Raw genomic sequence first — 16,715 nt, 5'->3', positions numbered from 1 at the left:
AGCGATTCTATAGTGGCAGCCATGGACGCAAGGAATTCCAGAAACGGCGGCGCCGGCTTTGACGAGCGCGCGATTGACGAAATCGTTGCCGGCCTGGCTGACAAGCCTGGTGCGCTGATGCCGGTGCTGCACGCGGTGAATAAGCGCCTCGGGTATATCCCGCCAGAGGCTGTGCCGGCGATTGCGCGAGCGCTGAATCTGTCGCGCGCCGAGGTCCACGGCGTTATCAGTTTCTATCACGACTTCCGCACCGAGCGGCCTGGCCGAAAAGTCATTCGCGTATGCCGCGCCGAGTCGTGCCAGGCGATGGGCGCGGTCGCGCTCGCGGCGCATATTCAGGCCCGCCTTGGAATTGATTTCGGACAAACCAGCGGCAACGGCGACTTCACACTCGAGCCGGTTTACTGTCTCGGCAATTGCGCGTGCTCGCCGGCGATTGTTGTCGGCGGCGACCTCTACGGCCGCGTCAATCCGCAACGCTTCGACGAAATTCTTTCCCGTGTCACTTCGTCAAGGTCGTCGCGATGACCGCCGTCGTATATGTTCCGCGCGACTCGAGCGCCGTGTCTCTCGGCGCCGACGCAGTCGCCGAGGCGATTCGCAGGGAAGCGGCGGCGCGCAAGCTGGACGTGAAGATCGTGCGCAATGGTTCGCGCGGGATGTTTTCGCATGAGCCGATGGTCGAGGTCGCAACGAGTGGCGGGCGAATGGCGTATGGACCGGTTGCGGCGGGCGATGCCGCGTCGCTGTTCGGCTCAAACTTTCTCGACGGCCGCGAGCATCACCTGCGTCTCGGCGTCGCCGAGGAAATACCGTGGCTCAAGTCGCAGACGCGGCTGACTTTTGCGCGCGCGGGTGTGACCGATCCGGTGTCGCTCGACGATTTCATCGCGCACGGCGGATACCGAGGACTGAAGCACACGATCGAGTTCGGCGCTGAGAGGACGGTTGCCGAGGTCACGAAGTCCGGTCTTCGCGGCCGTGGCGGCGCGGGATTTCCGACGGGTATCAAATGGAAGACCGCGGCTGACGCATCGGCGACGCCAAAGTACGTCGTGTGCAACGCCGATGAAGGCGATTCGGGCACGTTTTCCGACCGCATGATCATGGAGGGAGATCCCTTCGTGCTGCTCGAAGGAATGACTATTGCGGCGCTCGCCGTCGGTGCAACGCAAGGCTATATCTACCTGCGATCTGAGTATCCGCACGCGCGTCGCGCACTGACTGAGGCGATCGCGACTGCCTATTCGACTGGCTATTTGGGCGCGAACATACTTGGTACCGGCAGGTCGTTCGAGCTGGAGATTCGGCTTGGCGCCGGGGCGTACATCTGCGGCGAGGAAACCGCGATGCTCGAAAGCATCGAGGGGCGGCGCGGGATGGTCCGCTTCAAGCCACCGATTCCCGCGCTGGAAGGACTGTTTGGCAAGCCGACGCTGATTAACAACGTGGTCTCATTCGCGACAGTGCCGATCATCATCGAGCGCGGTGCGGAATTCTTTCGCTCCTTGGGCGCCGGCAACTCGCGCGGCACGATCCCGTTTCAACTCGCCGGCAACGCGAAACGTCCGGGGCTGATCGAAACGTCGATGGGCGTGACGCTCCGCGAAATCGTCCACGACTACGGCGGCGGCACCGCCAGCGGCAGGCCGGTTCGCGCGGTGCAGGTGGGCGGACCGCTGGGCGCGTATTTCACGGAAGCGATGCTGGACGTGGCGCTGGACTTCGAATCAATCGCGGCGCGCGGAGGAATTCTGGGCCACGGAGGAATCGTCGTCTTTGACGATACGGTCGATATGGCGCGGATGGCTCGCTATGCGATGGAATTTTGCGCGCTCGAATCGTGCGGCAAATGCACGCCGTGCCGAATCGGCTCGATTCGCGGCGCCGAGGTGATAGATGACATCGTCAACCGGCGTCGGCCGCGCGAGAATCTCGAAGTGCTTCGCGACTTGTGCGACACGATGAAGTTTGGGTCGCTATGCGCGCTGGGCGGTCTTACGCCGTTGCCAGTTTTGAGTGCGCTCAAATATTTTCCCGAAGATTTCGGTTTGACTCCGCGCGACGTTGAGTTTATCGGCGCGGACCTCACGATTTCGACATCAGGAGCTGCGAGTACTCATGCGGTCGCACAGCGATAGCGATTTCGCCACACCGCTTCGTCCCGGCGCGCGAACGGTCGTGCTGGAGATCGACGGACGCGTCGTCGCGGTACCCGAAGGCACGTCGGTCATTCGCGCCGCCGCGGAGGCCGGAATCCACGTGCCGAAATTGTGCGCGACGGATTCGTTGGAGCCATTCGGCTCGTGCCGTTTGTGCCTGGTCGAAGTCGAGGGCCAGCGCGGCTACCCGGCGTCGTGCACTACTCCGGTGCGCGCGGGCATGAAGGTGCGCACCGAGAGCCCGGCGCTCGCGCGGCTGCGGCGCGGCGTGATGGAGCTGTACATTTCCGATCATCCCCTCGACTGCCTCACCTGTCCCGCCAACGGGAATTGCGAGCTGCAGGACATGGCGGGCACAGTCGGTCTGCGCGAGGTGCGTTACCGTGGCGGCGGCGCCAATCACCTGCATGCGGAGAAGGACCAGTCTAATCCGTATTTCACTTTCGATCCGTCGAAATGCATCGTGTGCTCGCGATGCGTCCGCGCGTGCGAGGAAGTGCAAGGCACGTTTGCGCTGACCATTGACGGGCGCGGCTTTTCGTCGGTGATTTCGCCGGGACAAAAAGGTCCATTCTCGGCATCCGAGTGCGTCTCTTGCGGCGCTTGCGTGCAGGCGTGTCCGACCGCAACGTTGATGGAAAAATCAGTGATCGAGCTCGGCCAGCCGGATCACAGCGTCGTCACGACCTGCGGATACTGCGGTGTCGGATGTTCGTTCCGCGCAGAGATGAAGGGCGACCTCGTCGTGCGGATGGTGCCGAACCCGAACGGGCAGGCCAATCACGGGCACTCGTGCGTTAAGGGCCGCTTCGCGTGGGGCTACACCACGCATCCCGATCGCGTCACGCGGCCGATGATTCGCGAATCGATCGCCGAACCGTGGCGCGAGGTCTCGTGGCGCGAGGCGATCGAATACGCGGCGTCGGAGTTCAAGCGCATCCAGGACGAGCATGGGCGCGGGTCGGTTGGCGGGATTACGTCCTCGCGATGCACCAACGAGGAAACGTTTCTGGTGCAGAAACTGGTGCGCGCCGTGTTCGGCAACAATAACGTCGACACCTGCGCACGCGTTTGTCATTCGCCGACCGGTTATGGACTCAAGACGGCGTTCGGCACCTCGGCGACGACGCAGGATTTCGATTCGGTGATGCAGGCCGACGTGATCATGGTGATCGGCGCGAACGTCACGGAGGGGCATCCGGTCTTCGCGGCGCAGATGAAGCGCCGATTGCGACAAGGCGCAAAGCTGATCGTCATCGATCCTCGCGTCACTGAAATTGTGCGGCTGCCACACGTGCAGGCGTCGTATCATCTGCAACTGCGTCCCGGCACCAACGTCGCGCTGATCAATGCAATCGCTCATATGGTGGTGACGGAGGGACTCACCGACGAGGCGTTCGCTACGGCGCGATGCGATCCGCATGAATTCGAGGCGTGGAAGAAATTCGTCGCGGAGCCGCATAATTCGCCGGAGTCGACGGAGAAGATCACCGGCGTGCCCGCGGACAAGGTCCGCGCGGCGGCACGTTTGTACGGGAGCGCTCCCAACGGTGCGATCTACTACGGCCTCGGTGTCACGGAGCACAGCCAGGGCAGCACGATGGTGCTGGGCATCGCGAATCTTGCGATGGCGACCGGCAACATCGGACGGCCGGGAGTCGGCGTGAATCCTCTGCGCGGGCAGAACAACGTGCAAGGGTCGTGCGACATGGGCTCGTTCCCGCACGAGTTCAGCGGCTATCGCCACATTTCCGATGAGGCGGTGCGCGCGAGTTTCGATGCCGCGTGGGGCGTGCGGGTCGATCCCGAACCGGGCCTGCGCATTCCCAACATGTTCGACGCGGCGCTGGAGGGCAGCTTCAAGGGCCTTTACGTGCAGGGCGAAGACGTCGCGCAATCGGAACCGAACGGGCAACACGTCGCGGCGGCGCTGCGAGCGATGGAATGCGTCGTGGTGCAGGATTTGTTTTTCAATGAGACCACGAAGTACGCGCACGTCTTTCTGCCCGGTTCGTCGTTCCTCGAAAAGAACGGCACCTTCACCAACAGCGAGCGGCGAATCTCGATGGTGCGCAAGGTCGCGGCGCCGCTCGCGGGCAAGGAAGATTGGGAAATTACCTGCGAGCTTGCGACCGCGCTCGGCTATTCGATGAAGTATTCGCATCCGTCGGAAATCATGGATGAGATCGCGCGGCTGACTCCGACTTTCTCCGGCGTCAGCTACGGAACGCTCGAGCGGCTGGGCTCGGTGCAATGGCCATGCAATGACGCCGCACCCGCGGGTACTGCTACCATGCATGCCGACCATTTCGTGCGCGGCAAAGGCAAGTTCACGATTACCGAGTATGTACCCACTGAGGAACGCACCAACTCGGAATATCCACTGATACTGACTACTGGGCGGATACTCAGTCAGTATAATGTTGGTACTCAGACGCGGCGTACTCTGAATGCGGCGATGCACGGCGAGGATCGCCTCGAGATACATCCGAGCGACGCCGAGCTGCGCGGCATCCGCGACGGCGATTGGCTCCAGGTGCGGGCACGCCGCGGCGAGACGCGCTTGCGGGCGCTGGTGACGAAGCGCGTCCAGCCCGGCGTCGTGTACACCACGTTTCATCATCCGGAATCGCGCACCAACGACTTGATGACCGAGCACTCCGATTGGGCGACCAACTGCCCCGAGTTCAAAGTTACTGCGGTCCAGGTTGCGCCTGAAGCGAAATCGCTGCAAGCTCGCGGCCGTAACGGGCAGCCTCACGCGGAGAATCGAGTAGCTATTCAAGATGCTCACACGATCGATATTCATCACCTCGTCATGATGGCTAATGATATCGGCGCGTACTTCGCCGGCTATCCGGATCACGACGAAGCCGCCGAAGGCGTCGCGAACCATCTCCGCAATTTCTGGGAGGCTCGGATGCGGCGGGAGATTGTCGATTACGTGGCAATGGGCGGCGACGAGCTGAATCCGCTCGTGCGCTTGGCAGTTTCCTTTATCGCGACCGAGTCTGTTCCTGATTCGGAAGAAGTTGGCGAGGGATGAAAACCGATCCCGCGCACTTCCGGACTGGTGACGATGCCGCTGATGCCGTTCGCCATGAAGTCCGCGAGCATCGCGCACTAGGATGGGATGGAGGCACTACCGCGGAGCGCAGTGAGAAACTGGTGGTCGAAGAGCCGCTCGAGATTCGACTTGCCGGCCGCCGCTTCACGCTCACGATGCGCACGCCCGGACATGACGAGGAACTTGCAGCCGGCTTTCTGTTCGCCGAGGGTTTCATCAATGACCCGAGCGAGCTCGGCGAAATTCGGCGCGTGCGTGGACGCAAGGGCGCGCCCGAGCCCAACGCCATCGACGTCGTGCTGAATGTGCCCGCCGACGGACTGCGCAGCCGCCTTAAGCGCAACTTCGTCATGAGTTCGAGCTGTGGCGTATGCGGCAAGACCAGCATCGACTCGATTCGGCGCCGCGTCGCTCCCGCCTCTGGTTCCGTGCGCGCAGCACCGCGCACTCTGCTCGCGCTATCGGAGAAGTTCCGCGCCGGCCAGCGCGTGTTTGCCGCGACGGGCGGACTTCACGGCGCGGCCATCTTCAATCTCGACGGCACGATGCTCGCGATACGCGAGGACGTCGGACGTCATAACGCGGTGGACAAGCTGGTCGGATACGCGTTGACGAATGCGATCGTTCCGCTGGCGCATCACCTGATGATGGTAAGCGGCCGGCTCAGCTTTGAGATCGTGCAGAAGGCGGCGACCGCCGGTGTGCCGATTCTGGCCGCCGTGTCGGCGCCGTCGTCGCTGGCAGTCGAGCTGGCCGAAGAAGTCGGCACGACGCTCGTCGGTTTCCTGCGCGACGGGAGATTCAACATCTACACCCGCCCCGACCGAATAGCGCAATGACACTCTCCCGACCGTGAGTGAAACAGGAAAGTACTATCTGCCTCTTTACGAAGGCACCGCGTGGTACTACTCGCGGTTCCGTCCGAAGTATCCGCCGTCGCTGGTGAAGATTCTTCGGGAGAATTTTCGACTGGACGGCACCGGCAGGCTGCTCGATCTCGGTTGCGGCCCCGGTCCCGTCGCGATTGCGCTCGCGCAGCTGTTCGAAGAAGTGGTCGCAATGGATCCCGATGACGCGATGCGTGCCGAGGGCGAGCGCATCGCACGCGAACGCGACATCGGCAATATCCAGTGGCGATTCGGCGGCTCGAATGATTTGTCACCCAATCTCGGACAGTTCCGCCTCGTCACCATGGGCAACTCGTTCCACTGGATGGATCGAGCGCGTACCCTCGAGGCGCTCTACGATCTCGTCAGGGACGGCGGAGGCATCGCGGTGGTCGGCGAGGGTGCGCCGATTCCACCACCGCCGATGATCCCGTGGCGTGCAGCGATTAACACGGTGCTGAAGAGTTATCTCGGTCACCGGCCGCTGCCATGGGAGAGTCCCGGTCCGCCGCCGCCCGCGGAACGCCACGAAACATACATCTCGCGTTCCCGCTTCAGAGATCTCGCCAGCTACCAGGAATCCTTCGACGTCGAATGGACCATAGACTCGATGATCGGAAATCTCTACTCGACTTCGTTCTGCAGCCGGCGCGTGCTCGGCGACCGCGTCGATGCTTTCGAGCGCGACATCCGCGCCGCGATTCTGGCCGTCGAACCGTCGGGCATTCTCAAGGGAGAGCCGCCCGAGTTTTTCGCGTATATGGCTTGGAAGCGCTGAGCCCCAACGGCTTCGACGCTCCTCTTGAGCGTGCCGTCCGCGCGGCGATACTCTGTATGATTATGTCGGAGTTGGCGAATGTACCCGCGTAAGCGCGCGCTCGAGCGCATCGCGCGCGAAAAAGTGCTCTACCCGCGCCAACCCGGCGGCGACATTTCCGTCTGCGTCATCTACCCGAACACGTACCGGCTCGGGATGGCGAACCTCGGCTTCCAGGCCGTGTTTCACATCTTCGAATCCGATCCGTCCGTGGCCGCCGATCGAGCATTCCTGCCCGGCGCCGACGAGCGCGACTTGTTCCGCGACGGTGGCGAGCGCCTCGTCTCGTTCGAGCGCGGCCGCCCGCTCTCCGACTTCGACATCCTCGCCTTTTCGATTTCCTTCGAGACGGACTATCTCAACGTCCTGAGCGTTCTGCGGATGGCCGGGATTCCCGCTCGCCGCGCCGACCGCGCGGGCCGCAATTTTCCGCTGATCATCGCCGGCGGCTCGGCCGTCTTTCTTAATCCCGAACCGATCGCCGATTTCATCGACCTGTTTCTGATTGGCGAGGGCGAGGAGATGGTCCCAGAGTTCATCGAGCGCTGGCGATCGACGCGCGGCTCGACGAATCAACTGCTCGAACTCGCATCGGTCCAGGGTGCGTATCTTCCCGACTTCTATACTCCCGTTTACGATGACGCCGGCCGCCTCGCCACGGTGAAATACACCGGCCCCGGCAGCGCGCAGGTCAATCGCCGCATGATTCGCGACCTCAACCGCTTCACTACTTCGTCGCTGATTCTCACCGAGGAATCCGTCTTCGGCGACATGTTCCTGGTCGAGGCGAGCCGCGGATGCCAATGGGGATGCCGCTTTTGCGCGGCCGGTTTCATGTATCGGCCGATTCGTTATCGCGCGCCCGAAATGCTGATCGCCGAGGCTGAGCGCGGCCTTGGCGAGCGCAAAGTGATCGGCCTCGTCGGCGCCGAGATGGCGAGCGTTCCCGGGGTCGCCGACATCGCATCGGCGGTCGTTGATCGCGGCGGGCGGCTGTCGCCGTCGTCGCTCAAGGCCGATTGCATTTCGCCGGCGCTCGCATCTGCCTTGGCGCGCGGCGGAAACCAGAGCGTGACCATCGCTCCGGAAGCCGGCAGCGAGCGGATGCGCAAGGTCATCAACAAAAATCTTACCGAGGCCGAGATTCTGGGCACGGCTGAGATGATGCTGGGCGAAGGCGTCGGCAACCTGAAGTTTTATTTTATGATCGGCCTGCCCGAGGAGCGCGACGAAGACGTGCTCGCGATCGCTGACCTCGTCGCCAAGGTGCTCGAGCACGCCCGCGCGCGCCGCACCCGCATCGGTTCCGTGACCGTGTCGCTCAATCCGTTCGTGCCCAAGCCGTGGACGCCGTTTCAATGGGATCCGATGCAGGACGCGCGCTCGCTCAAGCGCAAGGTTGCGATGCTGCGCCAGCGCCTCACGCGGCTGGGGCAAGTCGAGCTCGACGCGGAGTCGCCGCGCGAGGCGTATTTCCAGACGATGGTGTCGCGAGGCGATCGCCGTGTCAGCGGCATCCTCGAACGCCTGGAAGCCGCGGGCTGCGAAAGCGCCGGATCCATCTGGCACGAGTTGTCGAACATTCATCGCGAGGTCCAGGCGAGCGAGAATTCATCGTTGCCGGATCCCGATTTCTTCGTCACGCGCCATTACGTCCACGACGAGCGGCTGCCGTGGGACTTTATCGATCATCACATTTACAAATGGTTTCTGCTCGCTGAAAGAAAGAAAGCGCATCATGAGCATCAGAGCCCGCCGTGCGACGTCGAGCGATGCACCGTGTGCGGCGCCTGCTAGAATAGATGGGCAAGTAGAGGAGGGGAGGACGAGGAAGATGGTTCATAGCAATTTTCGTTTAGCATTTCTGATGGCCGCGGCCGTGGCGATCGCGTGGTCGGCGCCAGCCTTCGCGGCGGGAATCGGCGAGGAGGACGTTCCCTCGACTTCGGTCGTCCCTGCGGAAGGTCCGAGCGGCGCTGCGCCGGTCAATTCTCCAGGGTCGGCGACGAGTCCATCAGCGACTGCGCCATCCGGCAAGACCTGGGTGCCAGCGCCGGCGGGATTGAAGCCAAAGTCCACTTCGCACCACGTGTCGAGCAAGAGCAGCGTGCGCGAGCCGGAAATTGAACCGGCTCAGGCGCGACTGAAGGTGCTGCAGAGCGCACCGGTATATTCCGCGCCCGCCAAAAGCAGCAAGCAGATCGAGCAGTTGTCGCCGGACAAGTTCGTCGAGGTGACCGGGTCCACTCATTACTACCTGCAGGTGAAGCTGAAGTCCGGGCAGACCGGCTACATCGATCCGTCGTCGGTCGAGCTGGTCAAGCCGACCGACAAAGTCTTCGTGCTCACGCATGACGCCGGGGTGCTCGACAAACCGAATCGATGGGCCAAGAAGCTCGCCGAGGTACATCAGGGCCACAACGTTCACGTCGTGGGCGTCTCGCTGGACTACATGAGAATCCGGATGAAGAGCGGGCTCGAAGGCTTCATCCCGATGACCGCGCTCGAATAGTTCTTTCGCACTCGACGATCCCCTGTCGTGTCGGTATAAGTCTCTGCCAGGGAGCATCTGATGACGGATCGGGAACGGCAGGGTTGGATTATCGTCGCGAGCCTCTTCGTGGTGCTGGTGTTCGTTTTTGGATCCGGCTACAACACCGGCGGCCTGTTCTTTCCGCATCTGCTGAAACATTTCGGCTGGTCGCGCACACAAGTCTCGACCCTCCAGGGCGCCGCGCTGCCGCTGTCCGCCGGGCTTAGCGCTCCGCTGATAGGATGGCTGCTCGATCGCGTCGAGGCGCGGGTCGTGATGGTTGCCGGGGCAATCATGACGGGCGCGTCGTTTCTCATCGCCAGCCGCGTCGATTCATTCGGCCCGCTCTTCGCTGCGTACATCCTGCTCGGCGTCGGCATCGGTGCATCGACGCTGTTGCCGTGCGCGTTGGTGATCGCCAACTGGTTTGGTGCGCGCCGCGGACTTGCGATGGGCCTGGCGTTCGCGGGCACCTCGCTCGGCGGCGCTGCGATGACGATGGTTGGGAATTTCGCGATCGTGCGCGGCGGCTGGCGCGCGGGCTACGTCGCGCTCGCGATCCCGATGTTCCTCGTCGTCGTCCCGCTGATAATTTTCGTGGTGAGAACGCGGCCGCCGCAGGCCGAGGGCGTCAGCGTCGCGCAGGCGAGCGACGCGTTGCCCGGATTCGAACTGCGCGAAGCGTTCCGCTCGCGCTCGTTCTGGATGATTTCCGCGGCGCAGTTCTTTTTCGCCGCCGTCGCGGCAGGCGCGGGGTTGCACCTGATCAAATATCTCACCGAGCTCGGCTACACGGCGTCGTTCGCAGCCGGCATGATGAGCCTGGTGTACGTGTTCGCGGCATTCGGCAAGCTTGGGATGGGCCTGTTTGCCGATCGCGTGAGCGCAAGAATCGCGCTGACGTTCAACTTTCTCGCCGCGTGCGTCGGGATGATCCTGATCTTCGGCACGGCGCGAACCGCCGTGCTGATTCCGTTCGTGCTGATCTTCGGATTGTCGCTCGGCGCACCATTGGTGCTGGTCCCGATGCTGGTAGCGGAGTCGCTCGGGCTCAAGCGTTTCGGCTCGATCGGCGGCATCGCAGGCATCTTCAATACCATTGGCGCATTCGTCGGCCCGGTCGGCGCGGGCAAGATCTACGATCTGACCGGCAGCTATGCGACTGCCTTCGAAGTATTCGTCGTGATGTGTCTTCTCGGCGCGGCAGTAACGTATTCGTGCCGCTCCTTCGAATCCGAGCAGGCTCGCCAAGCCACTGCGCCAGTTCCCGCCACCGCGTAATACTCTCGAAGCGGTCACTGGCGGAAGATCATGGCGAGGAACGCTGCGATTCCGAGAATTGAGATCAACGAGGCAAACAGCAATAATCGATCCTCCGCGAAGGTTTCTCTCCCGTACGAATACTCGCAACCTTCTTTTCGGCCAAGTGCTCGCCTGCGATGGGATCAGTTGCGAGCGAGGGCGAGAACCGAGCGGACTTTGGCGGCTATGTCGGGGGCGTTCACTACGTCGGTGATGATCGCCACGGCGTCCGCGCCGGCCGCCAGGGTTTCCGCGACGTGAGCTTCGGTGATGCCGCCGATCGCGACGATCGGGATCTTCACGGCGGCGCGGATTGCGCGGAGCTTGTCGAGGCCCACGCCGGCGACGATGTTCTTCAGTCCGCCAGGATACATCGGGCCGAATCCGATGTAGTCCGCGCCGCCAATTTCAGCAGCGCGCGCCTGCTCGACGTTGTGAGTCGAGATTCCGATCATCATGCCGGGACCGGCGACTCGCCGCGCCGCTTCGAGCGGGAGATCGGTCTGCCCGAGATGAACTCCGTGCGCGCCAGCGAGAATCGCGATATCGACCCGGTCGTTGATGATCAGGATCGCGCCTCGCTTGCGGCACATCTCGGCGATCGCGCGGGCTGAGGCGAGGAAGTCGCGCCCGGGCGCGTCCTTCAGGCGCAACTGCATGATGCGCGCGCCGGCGTCGAGCAGAGTTTCTGCCAGCGTGACCGGGTCGTGTCCGCCAGCAGGATCGACCATCGCGTAAAAATGCGAGGCTAGCCGCGTCATCCGCCGGGGAATTTGGTCAGTACGATCTTGTGGTCGGTGATCTTCTTGCGCAGCGTGTTGCGATTGAGCCCGAGCATCCGCGCCGCGCGCACCTGGTTGCCGCCGGCGCGCTTGAGTGCGAGTTCGACCAGCGGCCGCTCGATTTCCGCGACCAGCCGATGGTAGAGGTCGCGCGGTTCCTCGCCGCTGGGCGAATCGAACCATCCCGCGATGCGCGCTGAGATGATATCGCCGAGTTCGGCGCCGTCGGCCGCGGCGGTTGCGCCGGTGCCTACACCGCCCGGGCGCGACAGCTCGACATCGTCGGCGCGAATCGTGGTGCCCGGCGCGAGCAGCGCCGCGCGCATCACGGCATTTTCGAGTTCGCGCACGTTGCCCGGCCAATCGGCGGACTCCAGTTTGATTCGCGCTTCGAAACTGATGGTGGTGGCGCGCGCGCCCATCTCCTGGACCGCCTTCGAGACGAAGTAGTCGGTCAGCTCCGCGATATCTTCGCGCCGCTCGCGCAGCGCCGGCATCTGGATCGGAATCACGCGGAGGCGGAAGTACAGGTCCTCGCGGAATTTTCGCGCGGCGACCAGGGTCTCGAGGTTCTGGTTGGTCGCCGCGATCACTCGCGCTTTGAGCTTGAGCGTCTCGACGCTGCCGACGCGATTGAACTCGCGCTCCTGCAGCACGCGCAGCAGCTTGGGCTGCAGCTCGACCGGCAGGTCGCCGATTTCGTCGAGGAAGATCGTGCCCGTGTCGGCCATCTCGAATTTGCCGGCGCGCCGTTCGGACGCACCGGTGAAGGAGCCGCGCTCGTGTCCGAACAACTCGCTCTCGAGCAAGCCGTGCGGGATCGCCGAGCAGTTGACGGCGACGAACGGCGAGCGCCAGCGTGCGGATTTGAAATGGATCGCGCGCGCGACCAGCTCCTTGCCGGTGCCGCTCTCGCCGCTGAGCAGAACGGTCGCATCGTTGGTGACGACGCGCCCGATCAGCTTGTAAACTTCCTGCATCGCCGCGCTGCGGCCGATTATCTCGCCGCCGACGAGCTGGCGATTCACCTCGTCCTTGAGGCGGTTGAGGTCCGCCGCCTGCGCGCCGACTTCCACCGCGCGCTTGATTGCAGCCGCGACCAGGTCGAGATTGGCAAATGGCTTGGTCAGGTAGTCGTGCGCGCCGCGCTTCATCGCCTCGACGGCGTTGTTCATCGTGCTCGCCGCGGTGATCACTATGATGAGAGTGCGGACGGCCTCGCTGTGCGCGGCAGAGAGCACCTCGAGTCCGCCGTTGCCCGGCATGATGATGTCGAGCAGGGCGACGTCGAATCGATTGCTGCGCAAGGCAGCGAGCGCGGACGCGCTGTCAATCGCCTCCTCGACGCGATGGCCGTCGGCTTCGAGCCGATGCCTCAACACGAGGCGGATCGCGGGATCGTCGTCGGCGATCAGAATTGCCGCGCCAGTGCCGGGTTCCTTCACCCGTTCAACGAAGTTTTGGTTAGTAGCGCTTGCGCCCATGGTCGTAGTGCTCACGGGCTACAATCGTAACAGTAAGTTCGATCTTGTCGCCAACGGCCGACGCGCCTTTATCAGAGGGGGCCGTTTTGCGGATGGGCGCGCCGCGGGTCTCACCGCGGATCAGGCTGGAAAGCGAGCGACTATACATTGGGTTGTGGTTTTGGGAATTCAGCACTACCAAGGGTAGTTTCGTTCCGTCAAATTTGTTTTTGTGGAAACGCGAAGAGTCCTTGTTACTTTTTCGAGCAATGCGCGAGCGTTCAGAGTCTTGGCCGTTAACCATACGCGATCAAAGCACGGCGGGCGATCCGGCGTAAGGCTGAACAGTTCATCCCTGAACATCCGCGGACTTCACAACTGGCTGCTGCGCGCCGAGGTTCTTCGGCCGTCGCCGGATCAATGACCGGCGGGGAACAGGAACGTTACGTTGACGCGGGCTATCCATTGCGGTGCGCCATCTGGACGCTTCAGAAGGTCGTACGCGCCAATTTGCAGACTCAAATCCCGGGAGCCAAGCTTGAACGCCTTGCCGATGTCCGCACCCATCGGAATAGTCCACGCGTTGGCGGTATCAGTTGTCCAATCGAAGGTCATCTGCGGATCGCAGTCGGCGTACCATCCGCTCTCGAAGTTGTAGCTGATCATAGGCTCGATGTAGGTCTGATTGACGCTGCCGCGCTCGCGATTTCCGGCAAACGACATCAGTTGGTCGGTGAGGATGGCATCGAGCCACGGGCCTTCGGAGTACACGAGCGCCACAGCTGGTCCGGCCGACCAGCGGCCGCTTCCCAGTTCCGAGCTGCTGGCAGTGGGGAAGTTGAAGATCGGACCGACGCCCCAGATCCAGGTGGCCGTCTTGTGCGGCGTTAGAAAAAAAGAAGTCTCGAAATCTTCCAGCCCGGATTGCTCATGCGGAGCGGGGGCGTAAGCGATGGTCAGGCTCGGCCGCACCATCAGGTCCCAATCGGCATTCAGCGAGAACGGCAGTAGCGGCTCGATGTTAACGGCGTCGCCCGCCTTGTGAGCACGGCCTATTTGAAATCCGGTCGTCGACTGAATCGGAACTTTGACGAAATCCTCGAACGGATTGTGGACGGCGATTGCCAGCTCCTGATCGCTCATGACGCTCGGCGACGGTGCGGGCGTCGGCGTTTGTTGTGCTTGTGCCGACGCCGCCAGAACGGCGCTCATCATCAACGCCAAGACCGTGGCGTGGGGCACAAATCGCAAACGCGACAACCTCAAGTTGGCTCGCTCTAAGGGGTGCCAAACCACTTGTCGTAGATCCGCTGATAGGTGCCGTTCTCACGAAGCGCGATCAACGCAAGATTGATCTTTCTGCGCAGCGGGCTGTCCAGCTGCACCATGATGGCGGCCGGTGCAGTGTTAAATTCGGGACCGACCGCCTTCACTCGTCCCTTTCCCTCATGCGCCGCATAGTAGAGGAGCAGCGGGGCAACCGACACCACGGCATCCACTTTCTTGTCGAGGAGAGCTTTAAACATTTGATCGGTCGTCTGGAACTCCAGGACCTGCGCGTTCTGTTCCCGAAGATAATCGGCGGCGGTGCTGTGCGCTATCGTGGCGACCTGCTTACCCGGCAAATCGCCCGGCCCTCGATAGCGCCGCGAATCTGCTCGACGGTCAAGGTGGTGGTTAGCTGGGCGGTATAGAACGCGACGAAAACCACGCCGGCAAATATCCAGAAGATTGAGAACGTGCGCGCCACCCATTGATGCGGCATCCCCTCCGGTGATCCCGTCAGCGTCGAAATCGCCCAGAAAAATGCTTCGAAGATTCCCGGAAAGTAGTTCGGGCTCGAAATGATTCCGTCGGGGCGCCGCCGTTCGAACAGCCAGACCAGATGGGCCGGGATCAGGACGAGCAGCAGGGCGATGCCGAGCCAAACTACGGTCGTGCGTGAAAATAGCAGACGGAGCATATCCAAAACCGGGTTTGCAGTTTCTGCCTTCTCGCCAGTATCGCGCACCATAATTTGCAAGCCTGTTTGCAATGTTGGGATCGAAAAATCGAAAATCTCGTCACGCGCCGACGTTATATAGAGGCCGAGGGTGAGGTCGGCGTTTTTGGATCGCATCGCTTCTTCCAAAGCGCCCACGTCTGGCACGATCTGATAGCTCGTCTTTACCTTCAACCGCGCGGCAATCGCGTTCCAAAGATCGACGCTGAACCCGGTCAGGGTGCCGTTCTGTTCCATAACACTCGGTGGAGCAACGAACGCGGCCACACGGAGCTCGGGGGTCTCGCCTTGCGCAGAGGCGGCCGGGGAGCTGGCGGTTTGCGGATAGGCAGGAGCCGCAATTGCAGCGCCGATGATGAAGACCGCTAGTACACAAAGACTTTTCTTCAATGAACGGTCCTCTTCTGCATTCTACGGTTCATCCGTCAATGCGTACTAGCAGGCAGACCCCAACCAAGCGGTTCAGTCGTCATCCGCCTCGACTTGGTCGCTTGTCGCCGCGGCTTTCTTCGCAGCACCCTCGTCGGCGGAATTCATTTTCTTCAGATCGATCGTCACCTGCCTATCAATCACGGTGAACTTGTTATTATTTATGTGCACTCTACCGTGCTGCCTTGGCATGCCTGTTCAGAGAATGCCCGGTAGCGCGCAGAGTCCGATAGACTGAGTCCGATATGCCGGATCATCGAGTCACCCTGGCGGGTCTGTGCGCCAACAGGCGATTTGTCTCCTCACGGGCTTGTCGATATTCGTCAGACGTCTGCCGTACGAGTTCAGCCGCACTCTGAACCTGCTTGACACCTGAGACTGAATGGCCCGCGCTCCAGATGTCTTTATAGCGGCGTGGGCCTTCGACCACGGCCATACCGCTGAACTTCATCGCGGCTTCTTCGTGCGAAACGCGCGGAGGCAGCGTCAATGGATCAAGTCCAGCGGCAATCATCGAAGGTCTCAACATGTTGGTGTCCAGTCCGGTGAAGGCTTGGGTGAGCATAACGTCGTCCATGCCGGATTCGACCAACATCCGCTTGTAGGCAAGCGGCGCCATACTCTCATGCGTCGCGATAAACTTGGTTCCCATGTAGGCGAGATCGCAACCCAGCACTTCGGCGGCCCAAAGCGTGTGACCATCCGATACTCCGCCGGCAAGCACAATCGGTCCGTCGAACATCGCGCGCACCGAGCGGACAAAGGCAAGAGGATTGAGCCATCCGGTCTGTCCGCCCGCGCCGGCCGTCAGCAGGACGAGGCCGTCTACGCCCGCGGCAATCGCTTTCTCGGTATGATGAAGCGTCGCGACGTCCGCGAAGACGAAGCATCCAACATCGTGCAGAGGTTCGATCGCTTCGACGGGTGAGCCGACGCTCGTGATGACCATCTCGACCCGATGCTTCACCAGCTCTTGCAGTTCGTAACGCATTTGCGCGCGCTTGATGATCAGGTTGGGACAGAACGGCGCGGGAGGTTGATCGGGAGTTTCGTCTGCGGCGCGGGCGAGTTCAGTTTCGATTTGTTTGAGCCATGCGTCTACGCCCTCAACCGAGCGGGCATTCGCGAGCGGAAACGATCCGATTACGCCAGCTTTGCATGCGGCTATAACTAGATCAGGTCCTGAAACCGCAAGCATCGGGGCAGCGATCAGCGGGAGCCGAAGCCGCTTTGCGATTTTCTCCGGAATGCGATTGGACTGCATCGGTCAC

The 16,715-nt window shown here is 62.2% G+C and carries 15 protein-coding genes; 8 read left to right on the top strand and 7 right to left on the bottom strand.

The window, feature by feature from the left end; translation table 11 throughout:
* Positions 1–21 precede the first annotated feature (21 nt).
* From VJX68_RS00580 to VJX68_RS00545, 8 genes are all read left to right on the top strand, one after another.
* The gene (locus VJX68_RS00580) at positions 22–528 is read left to right on the top strand and encodes a formate dehydrogenase subunit gamma (protein ID WP_324093686.1); all 507 of its coding nucleotides are present in this window, start codon (positions 22–24) and stop codon (positions 526–528) included.
* Positions 525–2,141, top strand: a complete 1,617-nt coding sequence (locus VJX68_RS00575) for a formate dehydrogenase beta subunit (protein ID WP_324093685.1) — start codon at positions 525–527, stop codon at positions 2,139–2,141. The genes VJX68_RS00580 and VJX68_RS00575 overlap by 4 nt, the downstream gene beginning before the upstream one ends.
* Positions 2,122–5,208: a formate dehydrogenase subunit alpha gene (fdhF, locus tag VJX68_RS00570; RefSeq protein WP_324093684.1), complete on the top strand. Its 3,087-nt coding sequence runs from the start codon at positions 2,122–2,124 to the stop codon at positions 5,206–5,208. Before VJX68_RS00575 ends, fdhF begins: the two co-directional genes overlap by 20 nt.
* Entirely contained in the window at positions 5,205–6,068 is an 864-nt protein-coding gene (gene fdhD, locus VJX68_RS00565) for a formate dehydrogenase accessory sulfurtransferase FdhD (RefSeq protein ID WP_324093683.1), read from the top strand. Before fdhF ends, fdhD begins: the two co-directional genes overlap by 4 nt.
* Before the next feature lie 13 nt (positions 6,069–6,081).
* Positions 6,082–6,894, top strand: coding sequence for a class I SAM-dependent methyltransferase (locus VJX68_RS00560; RefSeq protein WP_324093682.1), 813 nt, complete (start codon positions 6,082–6,084; stop codon positions 6,892–6,894).
* Positions 6,895–6,972: 78 nt separating this feature from the next.
* Entirely contained in the window at positions 6,973–8,730 is a 1,758-nt protein-coding gene (locus VJX68_RS00555) for a radical SAM protein (RefSeq protein WP_324093681.1), read from the top strand.
* 70 nt (positions 8,731–8,800) lie between these two features.
* Positions 8,801–9,445: an SH3 domain-containing protein gene (locus VJX68_RS00550; protein WP_324093680.1), complete on the top strand. Its 645-nt coding sequence runs from the start codon at positions 8,801–8,803 to the stop codon at positions 9,443–9,445.
* Positions 9,446–9,505: 60 nt separating this feature from the next.
* Entirely contained in the window at positions 9,506–10,747 is a 1,242-nt protein-coding gene (locus VJX68_RS00545; protein ID WP_324093679.1) for an MFS transporter, read from the top strand.
* Between the two features lie 164 nt (positions 10,748–10,911).
* Here VJX68_RS00545 and thiE read toward each other — a convergent pair whose 3' ends face one another.
* The 7 genes from thiE to VJX68_RS00510 all read right to left on the bottom strand — a co-directional run bounded on the left by thiE (position 10,912) and on the right by VJX68_RS00510 (position 16,708).
* Positions 10,912–11,529, bottom strand: a complete 618-nt coding sequence (gene thiE / locus VJX68_RS00540) for a thiamine phosphate synthase (protein WP_324093678.1) — start codon at positions 11,527–11,529, stop codon at positions 10,912–10,914.
* The gene (locus VJX68_RS00535; protein ID WP_324093677.1) at positions 11,526–13,049 is read right to left on the bottom strand and encodes a sigma-54-dependent transcriptional regulator; all 1,524 of its coding nucleotides are present in this window, start codon (positions 13,047–13,049) and stop codon (positions 11,526–11,528) included. The genes thiE and VJX68_RS00535 overlap by 4 nt, the downstream gene beginning before the upstream one ends.
* Before the next feature lie 381 nt (positions 13,050–13,430).
* Positions 13,431–14,228 carry a hypothetical protein gene (locus VJX68_RS00530; RefSeq protein WP_324093676.1) on the bottom strand — a complete coding sequence of 266 codons (798 nt, stop codon included), beginning with the start codon at positions 14,226–14,228 and terminating at the stop codon, positions 13,431–13,433.
* Between the two features lie 62 nt (positions 14,229–14,290).
* Positions 14,291–14,638 carry a type 2 periplasmic-binding domain-containing protein gene (locus tag VJX68_RS00525; protein WP_324093675.1) on the bottom strand — a complete coding sequence of 116 codons (348 nt, stop codon included), beginning with the start codon at positions 14,636–14,638 and terminating at the stop codon, positions 14,291–14,293.
* Positions 14,611–15,405 (bottom strand): transporter substrate-binding domain-containing protein, encoded by a 795-nt coding sequence (locus tag VJX68_RS00520; protein WP_324093674.1) that lies wholly within the window; start codon positions 15,403–15,405, stop codon positions 14,611–14,613. The genes VJX68_RS00525 and VJX68_RS00520 overlap by 28 nt, the downstream gene beginning before the upstream one ends.
* 72 nt (positions 15,406–15,477) lie before the next feature.
* Entirely contained in the window at positions 15,478–15,615 is a 138-nt protein-coding gene (locus VJX68_RS00515; protein ID WP_324093673.1) for a hypothetical protein, read from the bottom strand.
* Between the two features lie 82 nt (positions 15,616–15,697).
* Positions 15,698–16,708 carry an NAD(P)H-dependent flavin oxidoreductase gene (locus VJX68_RS00510; RefSeq protein WP_324093672.1) on the bottom strand — a complete coding sequence of 337 codons (1,011 nt, stop codon included), beginning with the start codon at positions 16,706–16,708 and terminating at the stop codon, positions 15,698–15,700.
* Positions 16,709–16,715: the final 7 nt, after the last annotated feature.

The sequence above is a fragment of the Binatus sp. (SeqCode) genome (assembly GCF_035272065.1).
Classification (GTDB): Bacteria; Desulfobacterota; Binatia; order Binatales; family Binataceae; genus Binatus.
The sequence above is the reverse complement of the archived record's forward strand: the minus strand, read 5'-3'. Positions and strand labels throughout refer to the sequence as shown.